Here is an 18,944-nt window from a genome sequence, read left to right as displayed (position 1 = left end):
GTGTGGTGGCTAGCCGGTGTGGCGGCTGGTGCGGTGGGGGGTTAGGGCGGAGCGGATTCGGGCTAGGAGGAGGTCGAATTCGTCCAGGAGGTCGGACGCTTCGGAGCTGCCTCGGTTGAGGTACCAACGCCAGGACGGTGGGAGGAGCCGGGCGCGGAGGCGGCGGAAGAAGCGGACGTCTTGCCAGAGGGCCTTGCGGACTTGCTCGGCTTCGGGGCGGAGGTCGGGGAACGAGTCGCCGAGGCCGGCGTACCGCATGGCTTCGACGCCGCGGGCCAGGCGGAGGGCAGCAGGCTGCGTCTCCTCCGGGACCTGGGTGATCAGCCAGTCGCCCAGCTGCCGAGGTGTTGCGACCTCCGACCAGTCCAGGCCGAGATCGCGAGCAGTGTCGCGGACTTCGGCCCACAAGCCCTCGATCCCGATCCGGCTCGGTTCGCGGCTGTAGCGGCGACGTCTGGTCAGCGTGCGGACCAGCCACGGCACGCCGAGCAGCAGGATCACGGCCAGCGAGCTGCCGATGATCTTGGCGCCGCCGTTGGTGAACCAGTTGCCGCCGCCGACCGGAGCGAGGCCACTCTCGCCGGGCAGGTTGCGCTCGCCGGGCAGCCGGGGGTTCTCGGGGTCGACGGTCGAGCCAGGAGTCGTCGGCGCCGTGGTCGGCGCGGTCGTCGGGTTGCTCGGGGTGATGTTGGCCGGGTTGCTCCAGCTCGGCGTGGTCGCGGCCCGGACCGACGGAGTCGGCTCGAAGCGGACCCAGCCGCTGCCCTCGAAGTACAGCTCCGGCCACGCGTGCATGTCGTGCATCTTCACGATGTGCTGGTTGTTCTTGCCCGTCGTACCCGGCAGGAAGCCGATCCCGACCCGGGCCGGAATGCCGAGCGTGCGGGCCAGCAGCGCCATCCCGGTCGCGAACTGCTCGCAGTACCCGGTCTTCTCCTGGAACAGGAACTTCTCCAGCGCACGCATGCCGCTCGAGCTGTCCGTCGCCGTGCTGTAGGTGAAGTCGCCGCCGCGGAACCAGTCCTGCAGCATGGTCGCCTGCAGGTAGTGGTTGCCGTTCGCCTTGGCGGTGATCGAGCGGGCCAGCTCCGTCATCTTCGGCGGGGTCCGCGCCGGGACGTCGCTGGTGGTCTGGTCGGGCTCGCCGCCGGGGACGCTGTCGTTCAGCTCCTCCGCGGTCGGCTTCAGGTCGTACCAGCTGAGGTTGAAGTCCTGGCCGCCGACGACGCTGCCGTTGGTGGACAGCACGTCCAGCGTGCTCGCGTCGAACTTCCAGTTCTTCTTCAGCGAGATCGTCCGCAACGGGTACGGCACCGGCGCGAACTGGGACCGGAAGCTGCGGCTGACCTGGATCTTCAGCTTGTTCTCCGGGACCTTGCTCAGGTCGCCGGTGTAGCCGGGCGGCGGGCTCAACGGACCGTTGCCGATCTTCTGGCCTTCACCCGAATCCGACCTGCGCCAGGTGTTGCCGTCGAAGAGGTCCAGCGCGGTCAGCCGCAGATAGACGCCTTCCGGCGGGCCGCCGGTGTAGGTCAGCGCCGTCACGTTGTCGCCGCGCTTCAGGTTCTTGCCCATGTCGAGCATGGTGTCGTTGGGGGAGACGATCGCGCCGCTACCCGACCCGCCACCACCGGCTGAGCCGTTGCCGATCACGCCTTCGGGCAGAGCGGGAATCAACGCCGGCAGCAATGCGGCCAACGCGACCACACTCAGCCCGATCCGTCGCCCGGCCTGGCCGAGCGCGGAGGCCTCGATCGGCTCGGCCGCGTCCAGATGCGAGACCCCGGAGATCCGGCGCCCCCAACGGCTGAGCCTGGTCCGCCCTTCCGCAGACAACAAGATGATGTAGCCGACTGCCGGCGGGATGAACAGCAACGCGGGCAGTCCGCCGTGCACGGTCGCGGCAGGCACCGTGTACATCGTCAGCAGCAACAGACCGGCCCATGCAGCCTGCCTGATCTGTACGGCGACCAGGTGGATCAGCAACCCCGCAAAGGCGATCACCGTCGACGCGAACAGCAACAGGTGCCGGTCGTACGGCAGCGGTGCGCTGTACCGGTTGATGGCGTCCATCGCGTCGACCATCTGATCGTTGAAGGCGATCGCCGTGGCCTTCCATGGGACCAGCCCCCACTTCATCGTGTTGTGCAGGAACGACAGCGAGATCAGCTCGATCAGCACCACCAGCTGCACGATCGGTACGACGATGCGCGGCGCCCGCCAGTTCTGCAGCCCGATCCCGACCGCGGTCACGATCGCGCAGAAGAAGGCGCTGATGAACAGGAACGGCCCGGAGAACACCGGCGTCAGCACCAGCGCCCCGAGCACGGTCGCGACCCAGGCGGCGATCGAGATCCTCACATGGCCTGTCATGCGATCCTTCCGCTCCGTAGTCCGAGGGTGGACCACACGGTCGGGAGATGGTCTCCGCGCTGCACTCTGGCGACTCGCCAGCCGTTGCGGCGCAGATCGTTCTCGGTGGCATCAGTGGCCGCGGTGAGCCGGGCGGCCTTCTCGGTGCCCTCCGCGCCCACCGACCAGCTTGCCGCATCGAGCAAGAGCGCCACCCCGGTCGCCTGGGTGGTCCGCCAGCGGTTGAGCGAGGTGACGTCCTCGGTGTTGCAGGCGCCGACGATCGCGACCACCAGGCTCGGCTCTTGGATGTGCCGGTCGACAGTCAGCAGCGGGCCGATCTCGGCGTACTTGTGCTCCTCCACCGTCGCGCACTCGGTCAGCAGTTGCTGGCTGGTGAGCGGATGATGGATCGCCGTCGAGTTGCGGTGACTGATCGCCGACAGCGTCGTCGGTCCGCCGAGCAAGGTGGTGACATAGCCGCGCCGGATCCGGTCGGTACCGACCGAGGCCGCGGCGCTCACCGCCCACTCCAGGCTCGAGGACGGCCCGTGCCCGTGGTGCGAGATGCTCCGGGCGTCCAGGAAGATCGCGCACCGGCTCTGCCAGGGCTGCTCCTCCCGGCGCACCATCATCGCCCCACGCCGCGCGGTCGACCGCCAGTGCACCCGGCGCAGATCGTCGCCGTCGCGGTACTCGCGCACAGTCGCGTCCTCTTCGCCTGCCGACGCGATCGCCCGCGGCCGGTTCTCGCCGGACCCCGCCCGATCAGCTCCCAGCCGTACTTCGGGAAGCTGGTAAACCCGTGGTGTCACCAGCAGATGCTGGCTCCGGGTGAAGGTCCGGCTCGTCTCCACCAACCCGAACGGGTCGGCGACCGTCAGCATCAGCGGGCCGACCTGGAACAGTCCACGCACGTCGGACTTCACCGGGTAGGTGACCGTGCGCCTCCAGTTCGGGCTGACCCGGTCGACGACGAATCGCGGGCGGTGCCCCAGTACATAAGGAATGCGGTCCTCGAGCAGCAGCAGTCCGGCCGGCATCCGGCCCTGGTTGGACAGCGTCAGCTCCACTGTCGACTGGGTGCCCACCGGTACCTGGTCCGGAGCCAGGCTGCGCCGCACCTGCAGGCGCAGCCGGGTCCGGCCGACCACTAGTGCCGCCACCAGCGGCAGCGCGACCAGCAGGATGCCGACGCGCAGCAGGTCCTTCTGGCCGAGCAACAGCGCACAAAGAGAAGCAGTGATCCCGGCTGCGACGAACGCCCGCCCCCGGGTGGTCAGTCCGCGCAAAGCCTGCCGCATGTCTCAGTCCCGACGAGTGCGGGGCAGCGGCACCGAGGCCACGAGCCCAGAGATGATGTCAGCCGCGCCACGTCCACCGAGGTGGGCTTCGGCGGCCGGTAGTACCCGGTGTGCGAGGACTGGTACGGCGAGCTCCTGGATGTCGTCCGGGAGGACGAACTCCCGCGAGTCCAGCGCGGCAGCGGCCCGGGCGGCCCGGATCAGGTGCAGCGTGGCGCGCGGGCTGGCGCCCAGGCGCAGCTCCTGCGAGCGGCGGGTGGCTCCGACCAGGGCGACGGCGTACTCCTTCACCGACTCCGATACGTGCACCGAGTGCACTGTCTTCACCAGGCGGAGGATCTGCTGTCCGTCGGTCACCGGCTGCAGCGACTCCAGCGGCTCGGCGGCGGCGTGCCCGTCGAGCATCCGCAGCTCGGCGGCCGGCTCCGGGTAGCCCATCGACAGCCGGGCCATGAAGCGGTCGCGCTGTGCCTCGGGAAGGGGATAGGTCCCTTCCATCTCGATCGGGTTCTGCGTCGCGATCACCATGAACGGCGCCTCGAGCTGGTACGTCGTGGTGTCGACGGTGACCTGGCGCTCCTCCATCGACTCCAGCAGCGCGGCCTGGGTCTTCGGCGACGCGCGGTTGATCTCGTCGCCGACGACGATGTTCGCGAACACCGCGCCCGGCTTGAACTCGAACTCGCGGTTCTCCTGGTTGAAGACCGACACGCCGGTGATGTCCGACGGAAGCAGGTCCGGCGTGAACTGGATCCGGCGCACGGTGCAGTCGATCGACCGGGCCAGTGCCTTGGCCAGCATCGTCTTGCCGACGCCGGGCACGTCCTCGATCAGCAGATGTCCTTCGGCCAGTAGCACGGTGACGGCTACTTCGACCACATCGGGTTTGCCTTCGATCACAGTCTCGATGGCTCGGCGGACCCGTCCCGCCACCTCTGTCAGCTCGTCGAATTCCATGGCCGAGCTGGTCGCGGTGGTGCTCACCCTGAGTCCTCCCCATTGGTTGTTGGCCGACTCATTCTGACCCGGCGTAGGGGTCGGGCCTAGATCTCCGTGCGTTTCGTTACCAGTCGTTTCGGCGTTCATCTCAATCGCCCTCACCCGTTGTTGCCGGTTCGTGACCTCCAGCGTACGGGGGAGCGAAACGGGGCGAATCTGGTTGACGGTGGGGCAAAGTGGAGTAAGGTGGAGCGCAGTGGTACTGAAATGGTGGACAACAAGCTCGACCTGAGACGGAGAGTCCGCAACGGGGAGGTGGAGCGTGTTCCTTGGAACGCACTTCCCCAAGCTCGACGACAAGGGCCGACTGTTCCTGCCGGCGAAGTTCCGCGACGAATTGGCTGAAGGCCTGGTGATCACCCGGGGACAGGAGCGGTCGCTGTCCGTGTGGCCGGAAGGCGAATTCGTGCAGATGACCGAGCAGTTGAAGCAGGCTCCGATCACCAACAAGGGTGCTCGGGACTACCTACGGATGTTGTTCGCCGGGGCCTCCAACGAGGTGCCGGACAAGCAGGGCCGGGTCACCATCCCGCCGATGCTTCGCGATTACGCAGGGCTGGATCGCGACTGTGTCGTCATCGGGGCGATGAACAGGGTGGAGATCTGGAACACGGAGAACTGGAACACGTACTCAGCGGCACAGGAGCAGGCGTTCGCCGACCTGTCCGAGGAGGTACTGCCCGGCATCTTCTGACAGCCCGAGGTAGCACCGGATCGTCCGGTGAGATCACGGGTCCGACTTCCGACCTGAGTGTTGGCGCCACTTCCCCGGCGCCAAGGCATCAGGTACTTCCCCGGAAGGCGAACCCGCGATCTGACCGGACGATTTCCGCTCCACTCTGCTCCACCACCGCCCCTCGCACGATTCGCAAGGCCGGCAGGTAAAGCTATGGAGGGGTCGAGATGGACGGTGCTGAGCGCGGAGCAGAGGGACGCCACGTCCCGGTCATGCTCGACCGCGTCGTCGCCCTGCTCGCCCCTGGCCTGCAGCACCCCGGTGCCGTCCTCGTCGACGCCACCCTCGGACTCGGCGGACACGCCGAAGCCTTCCTGCAGCGTTTCCCCGACATCCGCCTGATCGGCCTCGACCGCGATCCCGAGGCGCTGCGGCTGACCGGCGACCGGCTCGCCCCGTACGCCGAACGCGTGACGCTGGTGCACGCCGTGTACGACGAGCTGCCCCAGGTGCTGTTCGACCTGGGCATCCCGGCGATCGACGGCATCCTGTTCGACCTCGGTGTCTCCTCCATGCAGCTCGACGAGGCCGGCCGCGGCTTCGCGTACTCGCAGGACGCGCCGCTGGACATGCGGATGGACAGCACCGCGCCGACGACGGCCGCGGACATCCTCAACACGTACAGCTCGGCCGAGCTGGCCCGGATCCTGTTCCAGTACGGCGAGGAGAAGTTCTCCCGCCGGATCGCGGACCGGATCGTGAAGGCCCGCGAGACCGAGCCGTTCACGAACAGCGCGCGGCTGTCCGAGCTGGTGCGCGATGCGATCCCGCAGGCGGCCCGGCGTACCGGGGGACACCCGGCGAAGCGGACCTTCCAGGCGTTGCGGATCGAGGTCAACGGCGAGCTCGAGGTACTGCGTCGCGCCCTGCCCGCTGCCGTGGCGTCGCTCGCGCTGCACGGCCGGATCGTGGTGATGAGCTACCAGTCGCTCGAGGACCGGATCGCCAAGCAGGTGCTGGCGGCCGGCGCGAAGAGCGACGTACCGGACGACCTGCCGGTGATTCCGGCGGGGCATGAGCCATACCTCAAGTTGCTGACGCGTGGAGCGGAGAAGCCGACGGAGGAAGAGGTCGCGGAGAACCCGAGGGCTGCATCGGCCCGGGTCCGAGCGGCGGAGCGCGTACGCGAGAAGGGGTTGGTGGCCTGATGAGCACTGTGTTCAGCCCGTCGAAGGCACGGGTCACTCCCGCGCAGCCGGTGGTCAAGCAGGAGCCGAAGCTCCGGGTCGTCTACGGTGCGCCGTTCCGGCCGCCGCGGATGCCGTTCGTCATCTTCGTGGTCGCGCTGCTCGCGGCCGGTCTGGTCGGGTTGCTGCTGCTCAACACCGAACTGCAGCGTGGGACGTTCCAGGTGACCGCTCTGAACAACCAGGCTGATCAGCTGCGTGACCAGCAGGAGCAGCTGGAGAAGCAGGTCCGCACGCTGGAGGCGCCGCAGAACCTGGCGGACCGGGCGGTGCGGATGGGGATGGTGCCGAACCCGAACCCGGTCTTCCTGCGGCTCTCCGATGGCAAGGTGCTCGGCGTACCGGCGGAGGGTAAGGCCGGTACGGCGAAGGCGATGTTCGGCCCTGCGCTCCCGGCGACCAACACGCCGGTCGTACCGAAGCCGCCCGTCAAGCCGGCCACCACCAAGCCACCGGTCACAGCAACCGGCACCAAGCCGCCGGTGACCGCCAACAAGCCGCCGGTGACGGCCAACAAGCCGCCGGTGACGGCCAACAAGCCAGCGAACAGCACCAAGCCGCCCGCGAACAACAAGCCGGCGACTACGAACAAGCCCGCGACTACTGGGGCCAACACGACGACCGGGGGATGATCGGATGACGGAGCGACGGGGCAGCGAACCGCCACGCAAACGTGGCGGCGACCCCGGCCGGGAACCCCCGCGCCGAGCCACCCCGCCGCGCCGTCGCCCCACTACAGACAGCACCGGCTCCAACACACCCCGCCCCAAAAGGCCTGCTGCAGACGAGTCCGGCAGCAGCCGCCGCGCGGCGGGGGGTGAGCCACCGCGTCCCTCCCGCCCAGCCGCAGGCGGCCGGAGGACGTCTGCTGGCGATGGCGAGCCGCCGAAGCGGCAGCGGGCCCCCCGGGATAGCGGCAGTACGCCTCGCCGGGCAGGGCCCGGTGCTGAGGGGCGGAAGGCTGCTGGACCTCGCAAGGCCACGGGAGAGCCTCGCAAGTCTGTCGGCCGTAGCGGTGAAGCGCGGAAGGCGCGTCCGGTGGGTGGGGACGCGCCTCGGCGTACTGCCAAGAAGGCTGCTGCTGCTCGTCCGGTGCGGGCGGGGGCGGCGCCTCGGCGTACGGGTGAGCCAGCAAGGAAGCGCCCGGCCAACGGGGGACCGCGGAAGCGGCCGCCGCAGAACCGGCGTCCTCCGCGCAAGCCGCGGGTGAAGAAGCCGCCGCGCACGCTGAAGCTCGGCCGTCCCGCGCTCCGGCTGCGGATGACGTTCGGCGTGATGGCGTTCGTGCTGTCGCTGTTCGCCGGCCGCCTCATCCTGCTGCAGGGCGTCGACCCGGACTCCTACGCGCTCGCCGCGACCAAGGAGAACACCAAGCCGTTCGTACTGCACGCGACCCGCGGCGCGATCCTCGACCGCAACGGCGTGCCGCTGTCGGTCTCCGAGGACGCCGTCGCGATCACCGCCGACCCGACCCAGACCGCACCGGTCGCGGCCCAGCTGGCCAGCCTGCTGACCTCGAAGATCCCCGGTACGACGTACGCGAAGTTCTATGCCGACCTCACCCTGAAGAAGCGCTACGTGCTGCTCGCGCACCAGGTCAGCCCGCAGACCTGGAACCAGATCTCGGCCGAGATCAAGAAGCAGAACGCCGCGATCAACGAGCAGAACAAGGGCAAACCGGCCGAGGCCAAGGCGCCGCTGCTGGTCGGCCTGTTCACCGAGTCGGATCCGATCCGCAGCCACCCGCTCGGCTCGGTCGGCGCCAGCGTGGTCGGCGTCGTCGGCGACGAGGGCAAGGGCCTGGCCGGGCTGGAGTACGGGCTGAACGACAAGCTGTCCGGTTCCGACGGCAAGGCGATGTACGAGGTCGACACCAAGGGCAACAAGATCCCGAACGCCGACCACACCGTCGAGGAGCCCAAGCCCGGCGTCAGCGCGCAGCTCACCCTGGACTCCGACCTGCAGTGGTTCGCCGAGAAGCGGATCGAGGAAGCGGTCAAGCAGTGGAAGGCCGAGTCCGGCACGGTCGTGGTGATGGACGTGAAGACCGGCGAGCTGGTCGCGATGGCCAACTACCCCGGCTACGACCCGAACAAGCCGCTCAAGGGCCAGTCGCTGAAGAACAACGCGCTGGAGCAGGTCTACGAGCCGGGCAGCGTGCAGAAGGTCGTCACGATGGCCGCGCTGGCCGACGCGAACAAGATCTCGCTCGACACCAAGCTGGAGGTGCCGGGCAGCATCACCGTGCAGCGGCGCAAGATCAAGGACCACTTCGACCACGGCGTGCTGAAGCTGACCATCGCCGGGGTGATCGCCAAGTCGTCCAACGTCGGCACCATCATCGCCTCCCGCGAGATGCCGATCCCGCAGTTCGTGAAGTACCTGCACGACTTCGGCTTCGGTGAGCCGACCGGCCTGGACTTCCCCGGCGAGAGCCGGGGCGTGATGCCGCAGGGCGACGAGTGGCCCGAGCTGACCCGCTCGACGGTCGCCTTCGGGCAGGGCCTGGCCGTGAACGCCGTACAGATGACTGCCGCCGTCAACGCTGTCGCCAACGGCGGTGTCTACGTACCGCCCAAGCTGGTCAAGAACTACGTCGACTCCAACGGCAACGACATCCCCAACCCGGCCGGCCCGTCCCGCCGGGTGGTGAGCGAGACCGCTGCCAAGGAGGTCGCCACGATGATGGAGTCGGTGACCGCTGACGGCGGTACCGCGCTCCAGGCGGCCATCCCCGGCTACCGCGTCGCAGGCAAGACCGGTACGGCGCAGGAGACCGGCGAGGGCTGCGAGGGGTACTGCAAGTGGGCGACCTCCTTCGCCGGATTCGCCCCTGCAGACAACCCGCGCTTCGTTACGTACGTCGTACTGCAGAACCCGACGAATGGGCGGGGCGGTGGTTTCCAGGGAGGTCCGGTGTTCCGCGACGTGATGAGCTACGCGCTCCAGAAGTACGCAGTACCGCCGACCGGCGCGAAGCAGCCCAACGTCCCGCTGACCTGGTGACGCCGGGTCAGATAGGTGTCACCGGGTCCGGAGCGGTAACCTCTGGGCCCGTGTCCACCCCAACCGCCGCAGGCGGAGCCGTTGCCGCGATCAGGCCGCAACGGACCGTGCCGGTCGGCCTCGCCGACCTCGTCCAGACCGCCGGAGCCAGCGCTTCGACGGACCTCGCTGACGTCTCTGTGACCGGTGTGTCACTCGACTCCCGGTCGATCCACCCGGGCGACCTGTACGCCGCCCTGCCGGGCCTGGTGACCCACGGAGCTGCCTTCGCCGCCAACGCGCAGGCGGCCGGCGCTGTCGCAGTACTGACTGACCCAGCGGGGGAGGAGCGGGCCCGAGCCACTGGCCTGCCCGTGCTGGTGGTGGCCAAGCCACGCGACGTGCTCGGCGCCGTTGCCAGCCGCATCTACGGCGAGCCGACGAGCGGCCTGCACCTGTTGGGAATCACCGGTACGAACGGCAAGACGACGACGAGCTTCCTGCTCGACTCGGTGCTGAAGACTCTCGGCCGGTCCGCGCTGATCGGCACGATCGAGACCCGGATCGGCGACGAGGCGGTCAAGAGCGCCCGGACGACGCCGGAAGCCACCGATCTGCAGGCGTTGTTCGCGGTGATGCGGGAGAAGGCCGTCGCCTGGTGCGCGATGGAGGTCTCCAGCCATGCGCTCGCGATGGGCCGGGTGGACGGCGCGCGGTTCGCGGTCGCCGGGTTCACCAACCTGACGCAGGACCACCTGGACTTCCACAAGACTTTCGAGGAGTACTTCGCCGCCAAGGCGTCGCTGTTCACCCCGGAGCGCTGCGACCTTGCCGTGGTGAACATCGACGACGAGTACGGCCGCCGTCTCGCCGCGCAGACGGTTGTTCCGCTGGTGACCGTCTCGACCACCCGCGACGCCGACTGGACCGTCGGCGGCACGCACCAGTCCGAGCACGGTACGACGGTGATCGACATCCAGGGGCCGGACGAGGCGCTGACCGTCGAGATCGGGCTACCTGGCGATTTCAACGTGGCGAACGCGCTGCTGGCGACGGTGATGCTGCGGCAGATCGACGTACCGGCCGAGGCGATCGCTGCCGGGTTGCAGCACGCCGCGGTACCGGGCCGGATGGAGACCTTCAGCCGCGCCGACGGTCTCAGCGTGATCGTCGACTACGCGCACACGCCTGACGCGGTCGAGCTCGCACTCAAAGCAGCCCGTACCGCCACCAAGGGCAAGCTTTTCGCCGTAGTCGGCTGCGGCGGCGACCGTGACCCCGGCAAGCGGCCCGCGATGGGCGCTGCCGCAGCCCGCGCGGCCGACGTCGTGATCGTCACCGACGACAACCCGCGCAGCGAGGACCCGGCGACGATCCGTGCCGCGGCGATCGAAGGCGCTCGGGCCGCAGTTCCCGCCGTGGATCTGCAGGAGGTCGGCGACCGTCGGCAGGCGATCGCGACCGCGATCAGGCTGGCCGGGCCCGGCGACACCGTGGTGGTGCTGGGCAAGGGCCATGAGACCGGCCAGGACGTCGGCGGCGTGATCCACCCGTTCGACGACCGGCAGACCGTGCGCGAGCTGATCGCGGCGACCGGAGAGGCAGCAGTGTGATCCCCCTCAGTTGTGCCCAGATCGCCGAAGCAGTGGGCGGTGAGCTGGCCGGGGTCGATCCCGCCGCGATCGTCGACGGCAGCGTCGAGCGGGATTCCCGCGCGATCACCGCGGGTGGCCTGTTCCTCGCCTTCGCCGGGGCGAACGTCGACGGGCACGATTACGTCCCGGCGGTGACTGCTGCCGGCGCGACCGTCTCGATCACCACGCGGCCGGTCGACGGCAGCCCGTGCATCGTGGTCGCCGACGTACAGACGGCGGTCGGCGAACTGGCGAGGTACGTCATCTCGCAGCTGCCCGACCTGACCGTGATCGGCCTGACCGGTTCGCAGGGCAAGACCAGCACCAAGGACCTGATCGCCCAGCTGCTCGCGCCGTACGGCCCGACGGTGGCCGCGGCCGGCTCGATGAACAACGAGATCGGCCATCCGCTGACCTCGCTGAAGGCGGACCTGACCACGCGTTTCCTGGTCGCGGAGATGGGCGCCCGGCATGTCGGCGACATCACCTACCTGTGCCGGATCACGCCGCCGAAGGTCGGGCTGGTGCTCAACGTCGGCCACTCGCACATCGGCGAGTTCGGCAGCCAGGACGCGATCGCCGCCGCCAAGGGCGAGATGATCGAGGCCGTACTTGCGGGCGGAACCGCCGTACTCAACGCAGATGACCCACGCGTCGCCGCGATGGCCGACCGGACGAGCGAGAACGTCGTGTTCTGGGGCGAGGCGCCTGAGGCGACCGTCCGGGCCAACGGGGTCGAGCTCGACGCGCTGGGCCGGGCGGGCTTCACGCTGGAGCTAGGCGGCGAACAGCACGCGGTGCAGCTGCAGGTCGTCGGGGAGCATCAGGTCGCCAACGCGCTGGCCGCGGCGGCCGCCGTCCAGGCGGTCGGACTGACTCCCGCCCAGATCGCGGAGGGGCTCAGCACTGCCACCGCCGCGTCGAAGTGGCGGATGGAGGTGACCGAGCGCGCGGACGGCGTGACGATCATCAACGACGCGTACAACGCGAACCCCGAGTCGATGCGCGCGGCGCTCAAGGCGCTGGTCGCGATCGGCCGGAGCCGCGCAGGGCAGGCCGGAGCAGGGCAGTCCGGCGGTGGGCGGACCTGGGCGGTGCTAGGTCCGATGGGTGAGCTGGGGGACAGCCACACCGAGGAGCATGATGCGATCGGCCGGCTGGCTGTCCGGCTGGACGTGCAGCGGCTGGTGGTCGTCGGTGAGGGGGCCCGCCCGATCCACCTCGGCGCCTCGCTGGAAGGATCCTGGGGCAACGAGTCGGCGTACGTCGACAGCTTCGACGAAGCACTCGAGTTGCTTCGCAAGGAATTGCAGCAGGGAGACGTGGTGCTGGTGAAGGCGTCCCGATTCGTCGGGCTGGACCGGCTGGCGACCGCCCTGCTCGAGGAGGCTTCGCAGTGATCTCGATCCTGTTGGCCGGTGCCATCTCGATGGTGCTGACGCTGGTCGGAACCCGCGGGGCGATCACCCTGCTGGCCCGCCGTGGATACGGGCAGGAGATCCGCGACGACGGCCCGACCTCGCACCACACCAAGCGCGGCACCCCGACGATGGGCGGCACGGTCTTCATCGTCGCGACCATCGTGGGCTACTTCGCCGCGAAGATCTTCACCGGCCGGGCGCCGAGCGCCTCGGCGCTGCTGGTGCTGTTCCTGTTCGCCGGGATGGGCGCGGTCGGCTTCCTCGACGACTTCATCAAGATCTTCCGGCAGCGCAGCCTGGGCCTGCGCAGCAAGGCGAAACTGGCCGGCCAGACGATGGTCGCGGTCGCCTTCGCGGTACTGGCCCTGCAGTTCCCCGACGAGCGCGGGCAGAAGCCGGCCTCGCCGTTCATCTCGTTCATCCGCGACATCGAGTGGCTGCACCTGCTGCCGGTCCTGGTCGTGATCTGGATCCTGCTGCTGATCGCCGGCATGTCGAACGGCGTCAACCTGGCCGACGGCCTGGACGGTCTGGCGACCGGCGCGTCGATGATGGTGTTCGGCGCGTACACGCTGATCTGCATCTGGCAGAACAACCAGAGTTGCGCGACCGCGCCGGGCTCGAAGTGCTACGAGATCCGCGATCCGCTCGACCTGGCGGTGGTCGCGGCCGCCCTCACCGGCGCGTTGTTCGGCTTCCTGTGGTGGAACGCGTCGCCGGCCAAGATCTTCATGGGCGACACCGGTTCGCTGTCGCTGGGTGGCGCGGTGGCCGGCTTCGCGGTGATGACCCGGACCGAGCTGCTGGTGCTGCTGCTCGGCGGCCTGTTCGTCATCATCACCGCGTCGGTGATCCTGCAGGTCAGCTGGTTCAAGATCACCAAGAAGACCGGCGGCGTCGGGAAACGGTTGTTCCGGATGGCGCCGCTGCAACACCACTTCGAGATGCTCGGCTGGGAACAGGTGAACGTGGTGATCCGGTTCTGGATCATCTCCGGCCTGTGCGTCGCGATGGGTCTCGGCTTGTTCTATGCGGAATGGGTGGCCGGATGAGCCTCACGACACGGGCCGACGACGGCTGGGCGACGACGCGTTTCGTCGTACTGGGCTTCGGTACCGCGGGCTACGCCTGCGCCGACTCGCTGCTGCAGGCAGGCGCCGAGCACGTCACCGTCCTCGACGACCGCGACAACGAGGCGCTGCGCGAGAAGGCGCTGATCCTCGAGACGCTGGGCGCCGACATCAACCTCGGCGAGGGCAGTACTGCGGGACTGCCGGCCGACGTCGAGGTCGTCGTCACGTCACCCGGCATCCCGCCCCACGCGCCGCTGCTCGCGGCCGCCGTCGAGCGCGGGATCCCCGTCTGGAGTGAGATCGAGCTCGCCTGGCGCCTGCGCGATCCCGCCAACGCGGCCCCCTGGCTCTGCATCACCGGTACCAACGGCAAGACCACGACGGTCCAGATGCTGACCTCGATCCTGACCGCGGCCGGCCACCGGGCAGTTGCCGCAGGCAACGTCGGGCTGCCGCTGCTGGAAGCCGTGATGGATCCCGAGCCGTACGACGTGATCGCGGTCGAACTGTCCAGCTACCAGCTGCACTTCACCGACTCGATGTCGGCGCACTCGGCCGCCGTCCTGAACATCGCGCCCGACCACGTCGACTGGCACGGCTCGATGGACGCCTACACGACCGCGAAGGGCAAGATCTACGAGAACTGCCAGGTCGCCTGCGTCTACAACGTCGCTGACCCCGCGACCGAACAGCTCGTCGAGGAAGCCGACGTGATCGAGGGCTGCCGCGCGATCGGCTTCACCCTCGGTACGCCGGCCATCTCGATGCTGGGCCTGGTCGACGACCTGCTGGTCGATCGAGCCTTCGTCGAACAACGAGCCAGCTCAGCCCTCGAGATCGCCAGCCTCGCCGACATCACGCCCGCCGCACCGCACAATGTCGCGAACGCGCTCGCGGCCGCTGCCTTGGCCCGAGCGTTCGGCGTACCGGCATCAGCCGTCCGGGACGGGCTGCGGGTGTTCCGCCCGGACGCGCACCGGATCGCGACCGTCGGCGAGGTTGCCGGCGTCAACTACATCGACGACTCCAAGGCCACCAACCCGCACGCCGCGCAGGCCTCCCTGCTCGCCTACGACCCGGTCGTGTGGATCGCCGGTGGGCAGGCGAAGGGCGCGACCTTCGACGAGCTGGTGATCGCTGCCAGGGAACGGTTGCGCGGCGTCGTACTGCTCGGCCAGGACAAGGTCGTGATCGCCGAAGCACTTGCCCGACACGCGCCGGATGTCCCGGTGATCATCGTGGAGGCAACGGACACTGGAGCCATGGAGACGGTGGTGGGGGAGGCGGCGAAGCTGGCGCAGGTGGGGGACACCGTGCTGCTCGCGCCCGGCTGCGCTTCCTGGGACATGTTCGCCAACTATGGAGCCCGCGGAGACGCCTTCGCCGAAGCCGTACTGCGGCTGGGCGACAACTGATCCGGAGGTGATCGGGTGACGATCACGGATCAGTCCAAGAGCAAGACCGGCGAGGCGCCCGAACGGCCCTGGCTGGCGGCGATCAAGGACGTACTGGACCGGCCGCTGACGTCGTACCACATCCTGCTCGGCGCCAGCGGTCTGCTGCTGGTGCTCGGCATCCTGATGGTGCTGTCGGCGTCCAGCGTGCAGTCGCTGCGCACGACCGGGAACAGCTACACGATCTTCTACCGGCAGCTGATCTGGGTCGGCGTCGGTCTCCCGATGGCGTACGTCGCGTCGCGGATGACGCCCCGGCACTTCCGGATGCTCGCGTACGTCGCGCTGCTCGGCTCGGTCTTCCTGCTCGTCCTGACCTACATCCCGGGTATCGGCAAGGAGGTCAACGGCAACACGAACTGGGTCAGCTTCGGTGGACCGTTGCAGATCCAGCCGAGTGAGTTCGCCAAGCTGGCCCTGGTGATGTGGTGCGCGGACCTGTACGCCCGCAAGCAGAAACTGCTGACCCAGTGGAAGCACCTGCTGGTCCCGATGGTGCCGGTCTGTGGCCTGGTGATCGCGTTGATCGTCGGCCAGCACGACCTCGGTACGTCGCTGGTGCTGATGGCCGTGATGATCGGGATGATCTGGGTGGTCGGCGCGCCGACCCGGCTGTTCGTGGCGATGATGGCGATCGTCGGCGCGATCGCGGCGTTCTTCGTCAGCCAGGAGAGCTACCGGATGAAGCGGGTCACCCAGTTCATGGACCCGTTCGCGGACCCGAGCAACGTGGGCTGGCAGGCGTACCACGCGTTCTACGCGCTCTCCACCGGTGGCTGGTGGGGGGTCGGGATCGGCAACAGCCGGCAGAAGTGGGGCAACCTGCCCGAGGCGCACACCGACTTCATCTTCGCCGTGATCGGCGAGGAGCTGGGCCTGATCGGTTCACTCACCGTGCTCGCGCTGTTCCTCGCGGTCGCCTACGCCGGGGTCCGGATCGCGACCCGGAACACCGACCCGTTCGTCCGCTACGCCAGCGCCGGAATCACCGTCTGGCTGCTCGCCCAGACCCTGGTCAACCTGGGCGCCGTGATCGGTTTGCTACCCATCGTGGGTATCCCCCTTCCGCTTTTGTCGTACGGTGGGTCCGCACTGCTGCCGTCGCTGATCGCGATCGGCATGTTGCTGTCCTTCGCGAAGGCCGAACCCGGCGCGCAGGCCGCTCTCAAGGAGATCCGGCGGCCCCGATTCGGGTGGATGTCTTCGTGGCGCACACCTGGCCGTACTGGCCGTGAGAACACGCGGGAGCGTTGAAAGCTGTGCCGAGCATCGTCCTGGCCGGTGGTGGTACCGCCGGCCATACTTCCCCCCTGATCGCTACCGCCGACGCCTTGCGCCGGATCGACCCGACGGTCGAGATCCTCGCCCTCGGGACCGAGCGCGGACTCGAGGTCCGGGTCGTGCCCGAGGCCGGGTACCGGCTCGAGCTGATTCCGCCCGTCCCGTTGCCGCGCAAGCCCACGCCGGCCCTGTTCGCCGTACCGGGCAAGATGCTCAGCTCGGTCAGCGCGGCCCGCAAGGTGCTCGACGAGGCCAAGGCGGACGTGCTGGTCGGCTTCGGCGGGTACGTGTCCACCCCGGCGTACGTCGCCGCCTGGCGCCGCAAGACGCCGATCGTCGTGCACGAGGGCAACGCGACCCCGGGCATCGCGAACAAGTTCGCCGCCCGCTACTGCACCGAGAACGTCATCACCTCCTTCCCCGGCACGGACCTGCCGCACGCCCAGTACGTCGGGCTGCCGATCCGCCGGGCCATCTCGACGCTCGACCGGGCCGCGCTGCGGGCCGAGGCGCGTGAGTTCTTCGGGCTCGACCCGGAGGCGCCGACCGTCTTCATCACCGGTGGATCGCAGGGCGCCCGGCAGCTGAACGAGGCGTTCGGCGGGGCCGCGGCCGACCTGCTCGCCGCCGGCGTCCAGGTGATCCACGCGATCGGCTCCAAGAACAGCCTCGAGGTCGCCCAGACCGGGCCGTATCCGTACCGGGTGCTCAACTACATCGACCGGATGGACTACGCGTACGCCGCCGCCGATCTGGTCGTCTGCCGCTCGGGTGCGAACGCGGTCACCGAGGCGTCGGGTGTCGGCCTGCCGGCCATCTACGTTCCGTTGCCGCACGGTAACGGTGAGCAGCGCCAGAACGCCAAGGCCGTGGTCGAGGCCGGCGGTGGCCTGCTGGTCGACAACGCCGAGGTGACTCCGGACTGGGTTCGCGCCACCGTGCCGCAACTTCTGCACGACCGGGAGCGTCTGACAGCCATGTCCAACGCAGCCAAGGGTCTGATCAAGCTGGACGCCGACGACCGGTTGGCGCGGATCATCCTCGATGTGGTGAGGTCTTCCTCGTGATCGTCACCGCACCTGACAGCCATCTGCCCGCCGAGAAGCTCGGCCGGGTGCACTTCATCGGCATCGGCGGCGCCGGGATGTCCGGGATCGCCCGGATCATGGCCGCGCGCGGCATCGAGGTCTCCGGTTCGGACGGCAAGGACAGCAAGGTGCTCGGCGCCCTGCGCGCGCTCGGCGCGACCTGCTGGGTCGGCCACGCCGCCGAGCACGTCGCCGAGGTGGACACCGTGGTCGTCTCGACCGCGATCCGGGAGAACAATCCCGAGGTCGTCGCCGCGCGCGCCGCGGGCATCCCGATCCTGCCGCGAGCGGCCGCCCTGGCCTCGGTCATGGTCGGCCGGCGGACGATCGCGGTCGCCGGTACGCACGGCAAGACGACCACCACGTCGATGCTCACGGTCGCGTTGCAGCACTGCGGCGCGGACCCGTCGTACGCGATCGGCGGGAACCTGAACGAGTCCGGTTCGAACGCCCACGACGGCAGCGGTGACCTGTTCGTCGCGGAGGCCGACGAGTCCGACAAGTCCTTCCTGACCTACAGCCCTGAGGTGTCGATCGTCACCTCGGTCGAGCCGGATCACCTGGACAACTACGGCGACGAGGCCAGCTACCGGCTCGCGTTCGAGCAGTTCTGTGATCGCGTTCTGCCCGGCGGCTTCATGGTCGTCTGCTACGACGACGCCGGCGCGCGGCAGCTGGTCGAATTCGCCCGCGCCAAGGGGATCGACGTCCGGACGTACGGGGAATCGCCTGATGCGGACACCCGGGTGACCGAGCTGGTCGCGAGTGGATCGACCCAGTCGTACGTGCCGGTGTTCCACGGCCGGAAGCTGCCGGCGGTGAAGCTGCAGCAGGCCGGCAAGCACAACGCGCTGAACTCGGCGGCGGCGCTGACCGTAGGACTCGGGCTGGGCTTGTCCGCGGCCGACCTGGCCGAGGGGCTCGCTGCCTTCACCGGCACCGGCCGGCGGTTCGAGTTCAAGGGTGAGGAGGACGGTGTGCGGGTGTTCGACTCGTACGCCCACCACCCGACCGAGGTAGCCGTCGATCTGGCCGCCGCCCGGACCGTGGCGGGGGAGGGGCGAGTGATCGCCTGCTTCCAGCCGCATCTGTTCAGCCGCACGCGGATCTTCGCGACCCAGTTCTCCGAGGCGCTCGCGCTGGCCGACGAGGTCGTCGTGATGGACATCTTCGCGGCCCGCGAGGACCCGGAGCCGGGCGTCACCGGTGCGCTGATCGCCAACCACATTCCGTTGAAGCCGGATCAGGTCCGGTTCGAGCCGTCCTGGTCCGCCGTACCGCAGGTGATCGCCGACCTGGCCGAGCCGGGTGACCTGGTGGTCACTGCGGGTGCCGGCGACGTGACGCTGATCGGACCCGAGGTGCTCGGCCTGCTGGCCGAGCGGGCCGCACTCGCGGCGGCGGCCGCGGAGTGAGTTCGCGGATGCGGT

At 69.0% G+C, this 18,944-nt stretch carries 14 protein-coding genes; 11 read left to right on the top strand and 3 right to left on the bottom strand.

Annotation, left to right across the window (positions count from 1 at the left end; translation table 11 throughout):
- Positions 1 to 9: 9 nt before the first annotated feature.
- From ABD768_RS06315 to ABD768_RS06305, 3 genes are read right to left on the bottom strand one after another with little or no spacing between them, the layout of a single operon-like run.
- On the bottom strand, positions 10 to 2,373 hold the full coding sequence (locus tag ABD768_RS06315; protein ID WP_344838255.1) for a transglutaminase TgpA family protein: 2,364 nt from the start codon (positions 2,371 to 2,373) through the stop codon (positions 10 to 12).
- Entirely contained in the window at positions 2,370 to 3,656 is a 1,287-nt protein-coding gene (locus tag ABD768_RS06310) for a DUF58 domain-containing protein (protein WP_343968516.1), read from the bottom strand. The genes ABD768_RS06315 and ABD768_RS06310 overlap by 4 nt, the downstream gene beginning before the upstream one ends.
- 3 nt (positions 3,657 to 3,659) lie before the next feature.
- A complete protein-coding gene (locus ABD768_RS06305) occupies positions 3,660 to 4,613 on the bottom strand; it encodes an AAA family ATPase (protein WP_343968814.1) in 954 nt (317 codons plus the stop codon).
- 304 nt (positions 4,614 to 4,917) lie between these two features.
- Between ABD768_RS06305 and mraZ the strand changes: the two genes are divergently transcribed.
- The 11 genes from mraZ to murC all read left to right on the top strand — a co-directional run bounded on the left by mraZ (position 4,918) and on the right by murC (position 18,929).
- Complete coding sequence (gene mraZ / locus ABD768_RS06300; protein WP_344838252.1) at positions 4,918 to 5,349, top strand: division/cell wall cluster transcriptional repressor MraZ; 432 nt, start codon at positions 4,918 to 4,920, stop codon at positions 5,347 to 5,349.
- A gap of 209 nt (positions 5,350 to 5,558) precedes the next feature.
- Positions 5,559 to 6,539 (top strand): 16S rRNA (cytosine(1402)-N(4))-methyltransferase RsmH, encoded by a 981-nt coding sequence (rsmH, locus tag ABD768_RS06295; protein WP_344838248.1) that lies wholly within the window; start codon positions 5,559 to 5,561, stop codon positions 6,537 to 6,539.
- Positions 6,539 to 7,210, top strand: coding sequence for a cell division protein FtsL (gene ftsL / locus ABD768_RS06290; protein ID WP_344838246.1), 672 nt, complete (start codon positions 6,539 to 6,541; stop codon positions 7,208 to 7,210). The genes rsmH and ftsL overlap by 1 nt, the downstream gene beginning before the upstream one ends.
- A 406-nt stretch (positions 7,211 to 7,616) precedes the next feature.
- Positions 7,617 to 9,584 carry a peptidoglycan D,D-transpeptidase FtsI family protein gene (locus ABD768_RS06285; protein WP_343968509.1) on the top strand — a complete coding sequence of 656 codons (1,968 nt, stop codon included), beginning with the start codon at positions 7,617 to 7,619 and terminating at the stop codon, positions 9,582 to 9,584.
- 50 nt (positions 9,585 to 9,634) lie between these two features.
- The gene (locus ABD768_RS06280) at positions 9,635 to 11,176 is read left to right on the top strand and encodes a UDP-N-acetylmuramoyl-L-alanyl-D-glutamate--2,6-diaminopimelate ligase (RefSeq protein WP_343968508.1); all 1,542 of its coding nucleotides are present in this window, start codon (positions 9,635 to 9,637) and stop codon (positions 11,174 to 11,176) included.
- On the top strand, positions 11,173 to 12,597 hold the full coding sequence (locus ABD768_RS06275) for a UDP-N-acetylmuramoyl-tripeptide--D-alanyl-D-alanine ligase (RefSeq protein WP_344838243.1): 1,425 nt from the start codon (positions 11,173 to 11,175) through the stop codon (positions 12,595 to 12,597). The genes ABD768_RS06280 and ABD768_RS06275 overlap by 4 nt, the downstream gene beginning before the upstream one ends.
- A complete protein-coding gene (gene mraY, locus ABD768_RS06270; RefSeq protein ID WP_343968505.1) occupies positions 12,594 to 13,670 on the top strand; it encodes a phospho-N-acetylmuramoyl-pentapeptide-transferase in 1,077 nt (358 codons plus the stop codon). The genes ABD768_RS06275 and mraY overlap by 4 nt, the downstream gene beginning before the upstream one ends.
- The gene (gene murD, locus ABD768_RS06265) at positions 13,667 to 15,106 is read left to right on the top strand and encodes a UDP-N-acetylmuramoyl-L-alanine--D-glutamate ligase (protein WP_344838241.1); all 1,440 of its coding nucleotides are present in this window, start codon (positions 13,667 to 13,669) and stop codon (positions 15,104 to 15,106) included. Before mraY ends, murD begins: the two co-directional genes overlap by 4 nt.
- Before the next feature lie 15 nt (positions 15,107 to 15,121).
- Entirely contained in the window at positions 15,122 to 16,399 is a 1,278-nt protein-coding gene (gene ftsW, locus ABD768_RS06260) for a putative lipid II flippase FtsW (RefSeq protein ID WP_344838238.1), read from the top strand.
- Between the two features lie 5 nt (positions 16,400 to 16,404).
- The gene (gene murG / locus ABD768_RS06255; protein WP_343968499.1) at positions 16,405 to 17,493 is read left to right on the top strand and encodes an undecaprenyldiphospho-muramoylpentapeptide beta-N-acetylglucosaminyltransferase; all 1,089 of its coding nucleotides are present in this window, start codon (positions 16,405 to 16,407) and stop codon (positions 17,491 to 17,493) included.
- Positions 17,490 to 18,929, top strand: coding sequence for a UDP-N-acetylmuramate--L-alanine ligase (gene murC, locus ABD768_RS06250; RefSeq protein ID WP_343968497.1), 1,440 nt, complete (start codon positions 17,490 to 17,492; stop codon positions 18,927 to 18,929). The genes murG and murC overlap by 4 nt, the downstream gene beginning before the upstream one ends.
- The last annotated feature ends 15 nt before the right edge of the window (positions 18,930 to 18,944 follow it).

This window comes from Kribbella ginsengisoli (assembly GCF_039537185.1).
GTDB classification, from domain to species: Bacteria; Actinomycetota; Actinomycetes; order Propionibacteriales; family Kribbellaceae; genus Kribbella; species Kribbella koreensis.
This window is presented reverse-complemented; position numbering and strand designations above follow the sequence as displayed.

Bases quoted from the DNA above. Each gene is read 5' to 3' on its own strand.
- ABD768_RS06310 (WP_343968516.1), bottom strand. From the start codon at position 3,656: ATGCGGCAGGCTTTGCGCGGACTGACCACCCGGGGGCGGGCGTTCGTC.
- ABD768_RS06315 (WP_344838255.1), bottom strand. From the start codon at position 2,373: ATGACAGGCCATGTGAGGATCTCGATCGCCGCCTGGGTCGCGACCGTG.
- murD (WP_344838241.1), top strand. From the start codon at position 13,667: ATGAGCCTCACGACACGGGCCGACGACGGCTGGGCGACGACGCGTTTC.
- ftsL (WP_344838246.1), top strand. From the start codon at position 6,539: ATGAGCACTGTGTTCAGCCCGTCGAAGGCACGGGTCACTCCCGCGCAG.
- rsmH (WP_344838248.1), top strand. From the start codon at position 5,559: ATGGACGGTGCTGAGCGCGGAGCAGAGGGACGCCACGTCCCGGTCATG.
- ABD768_RS06305 (WP_343968814.1), bottom strand. From the start codon at position 4,613: ATGGAATTCGACGAGCTGACAGAGGTGGCGGGACGGGTCCGCCGAGCC.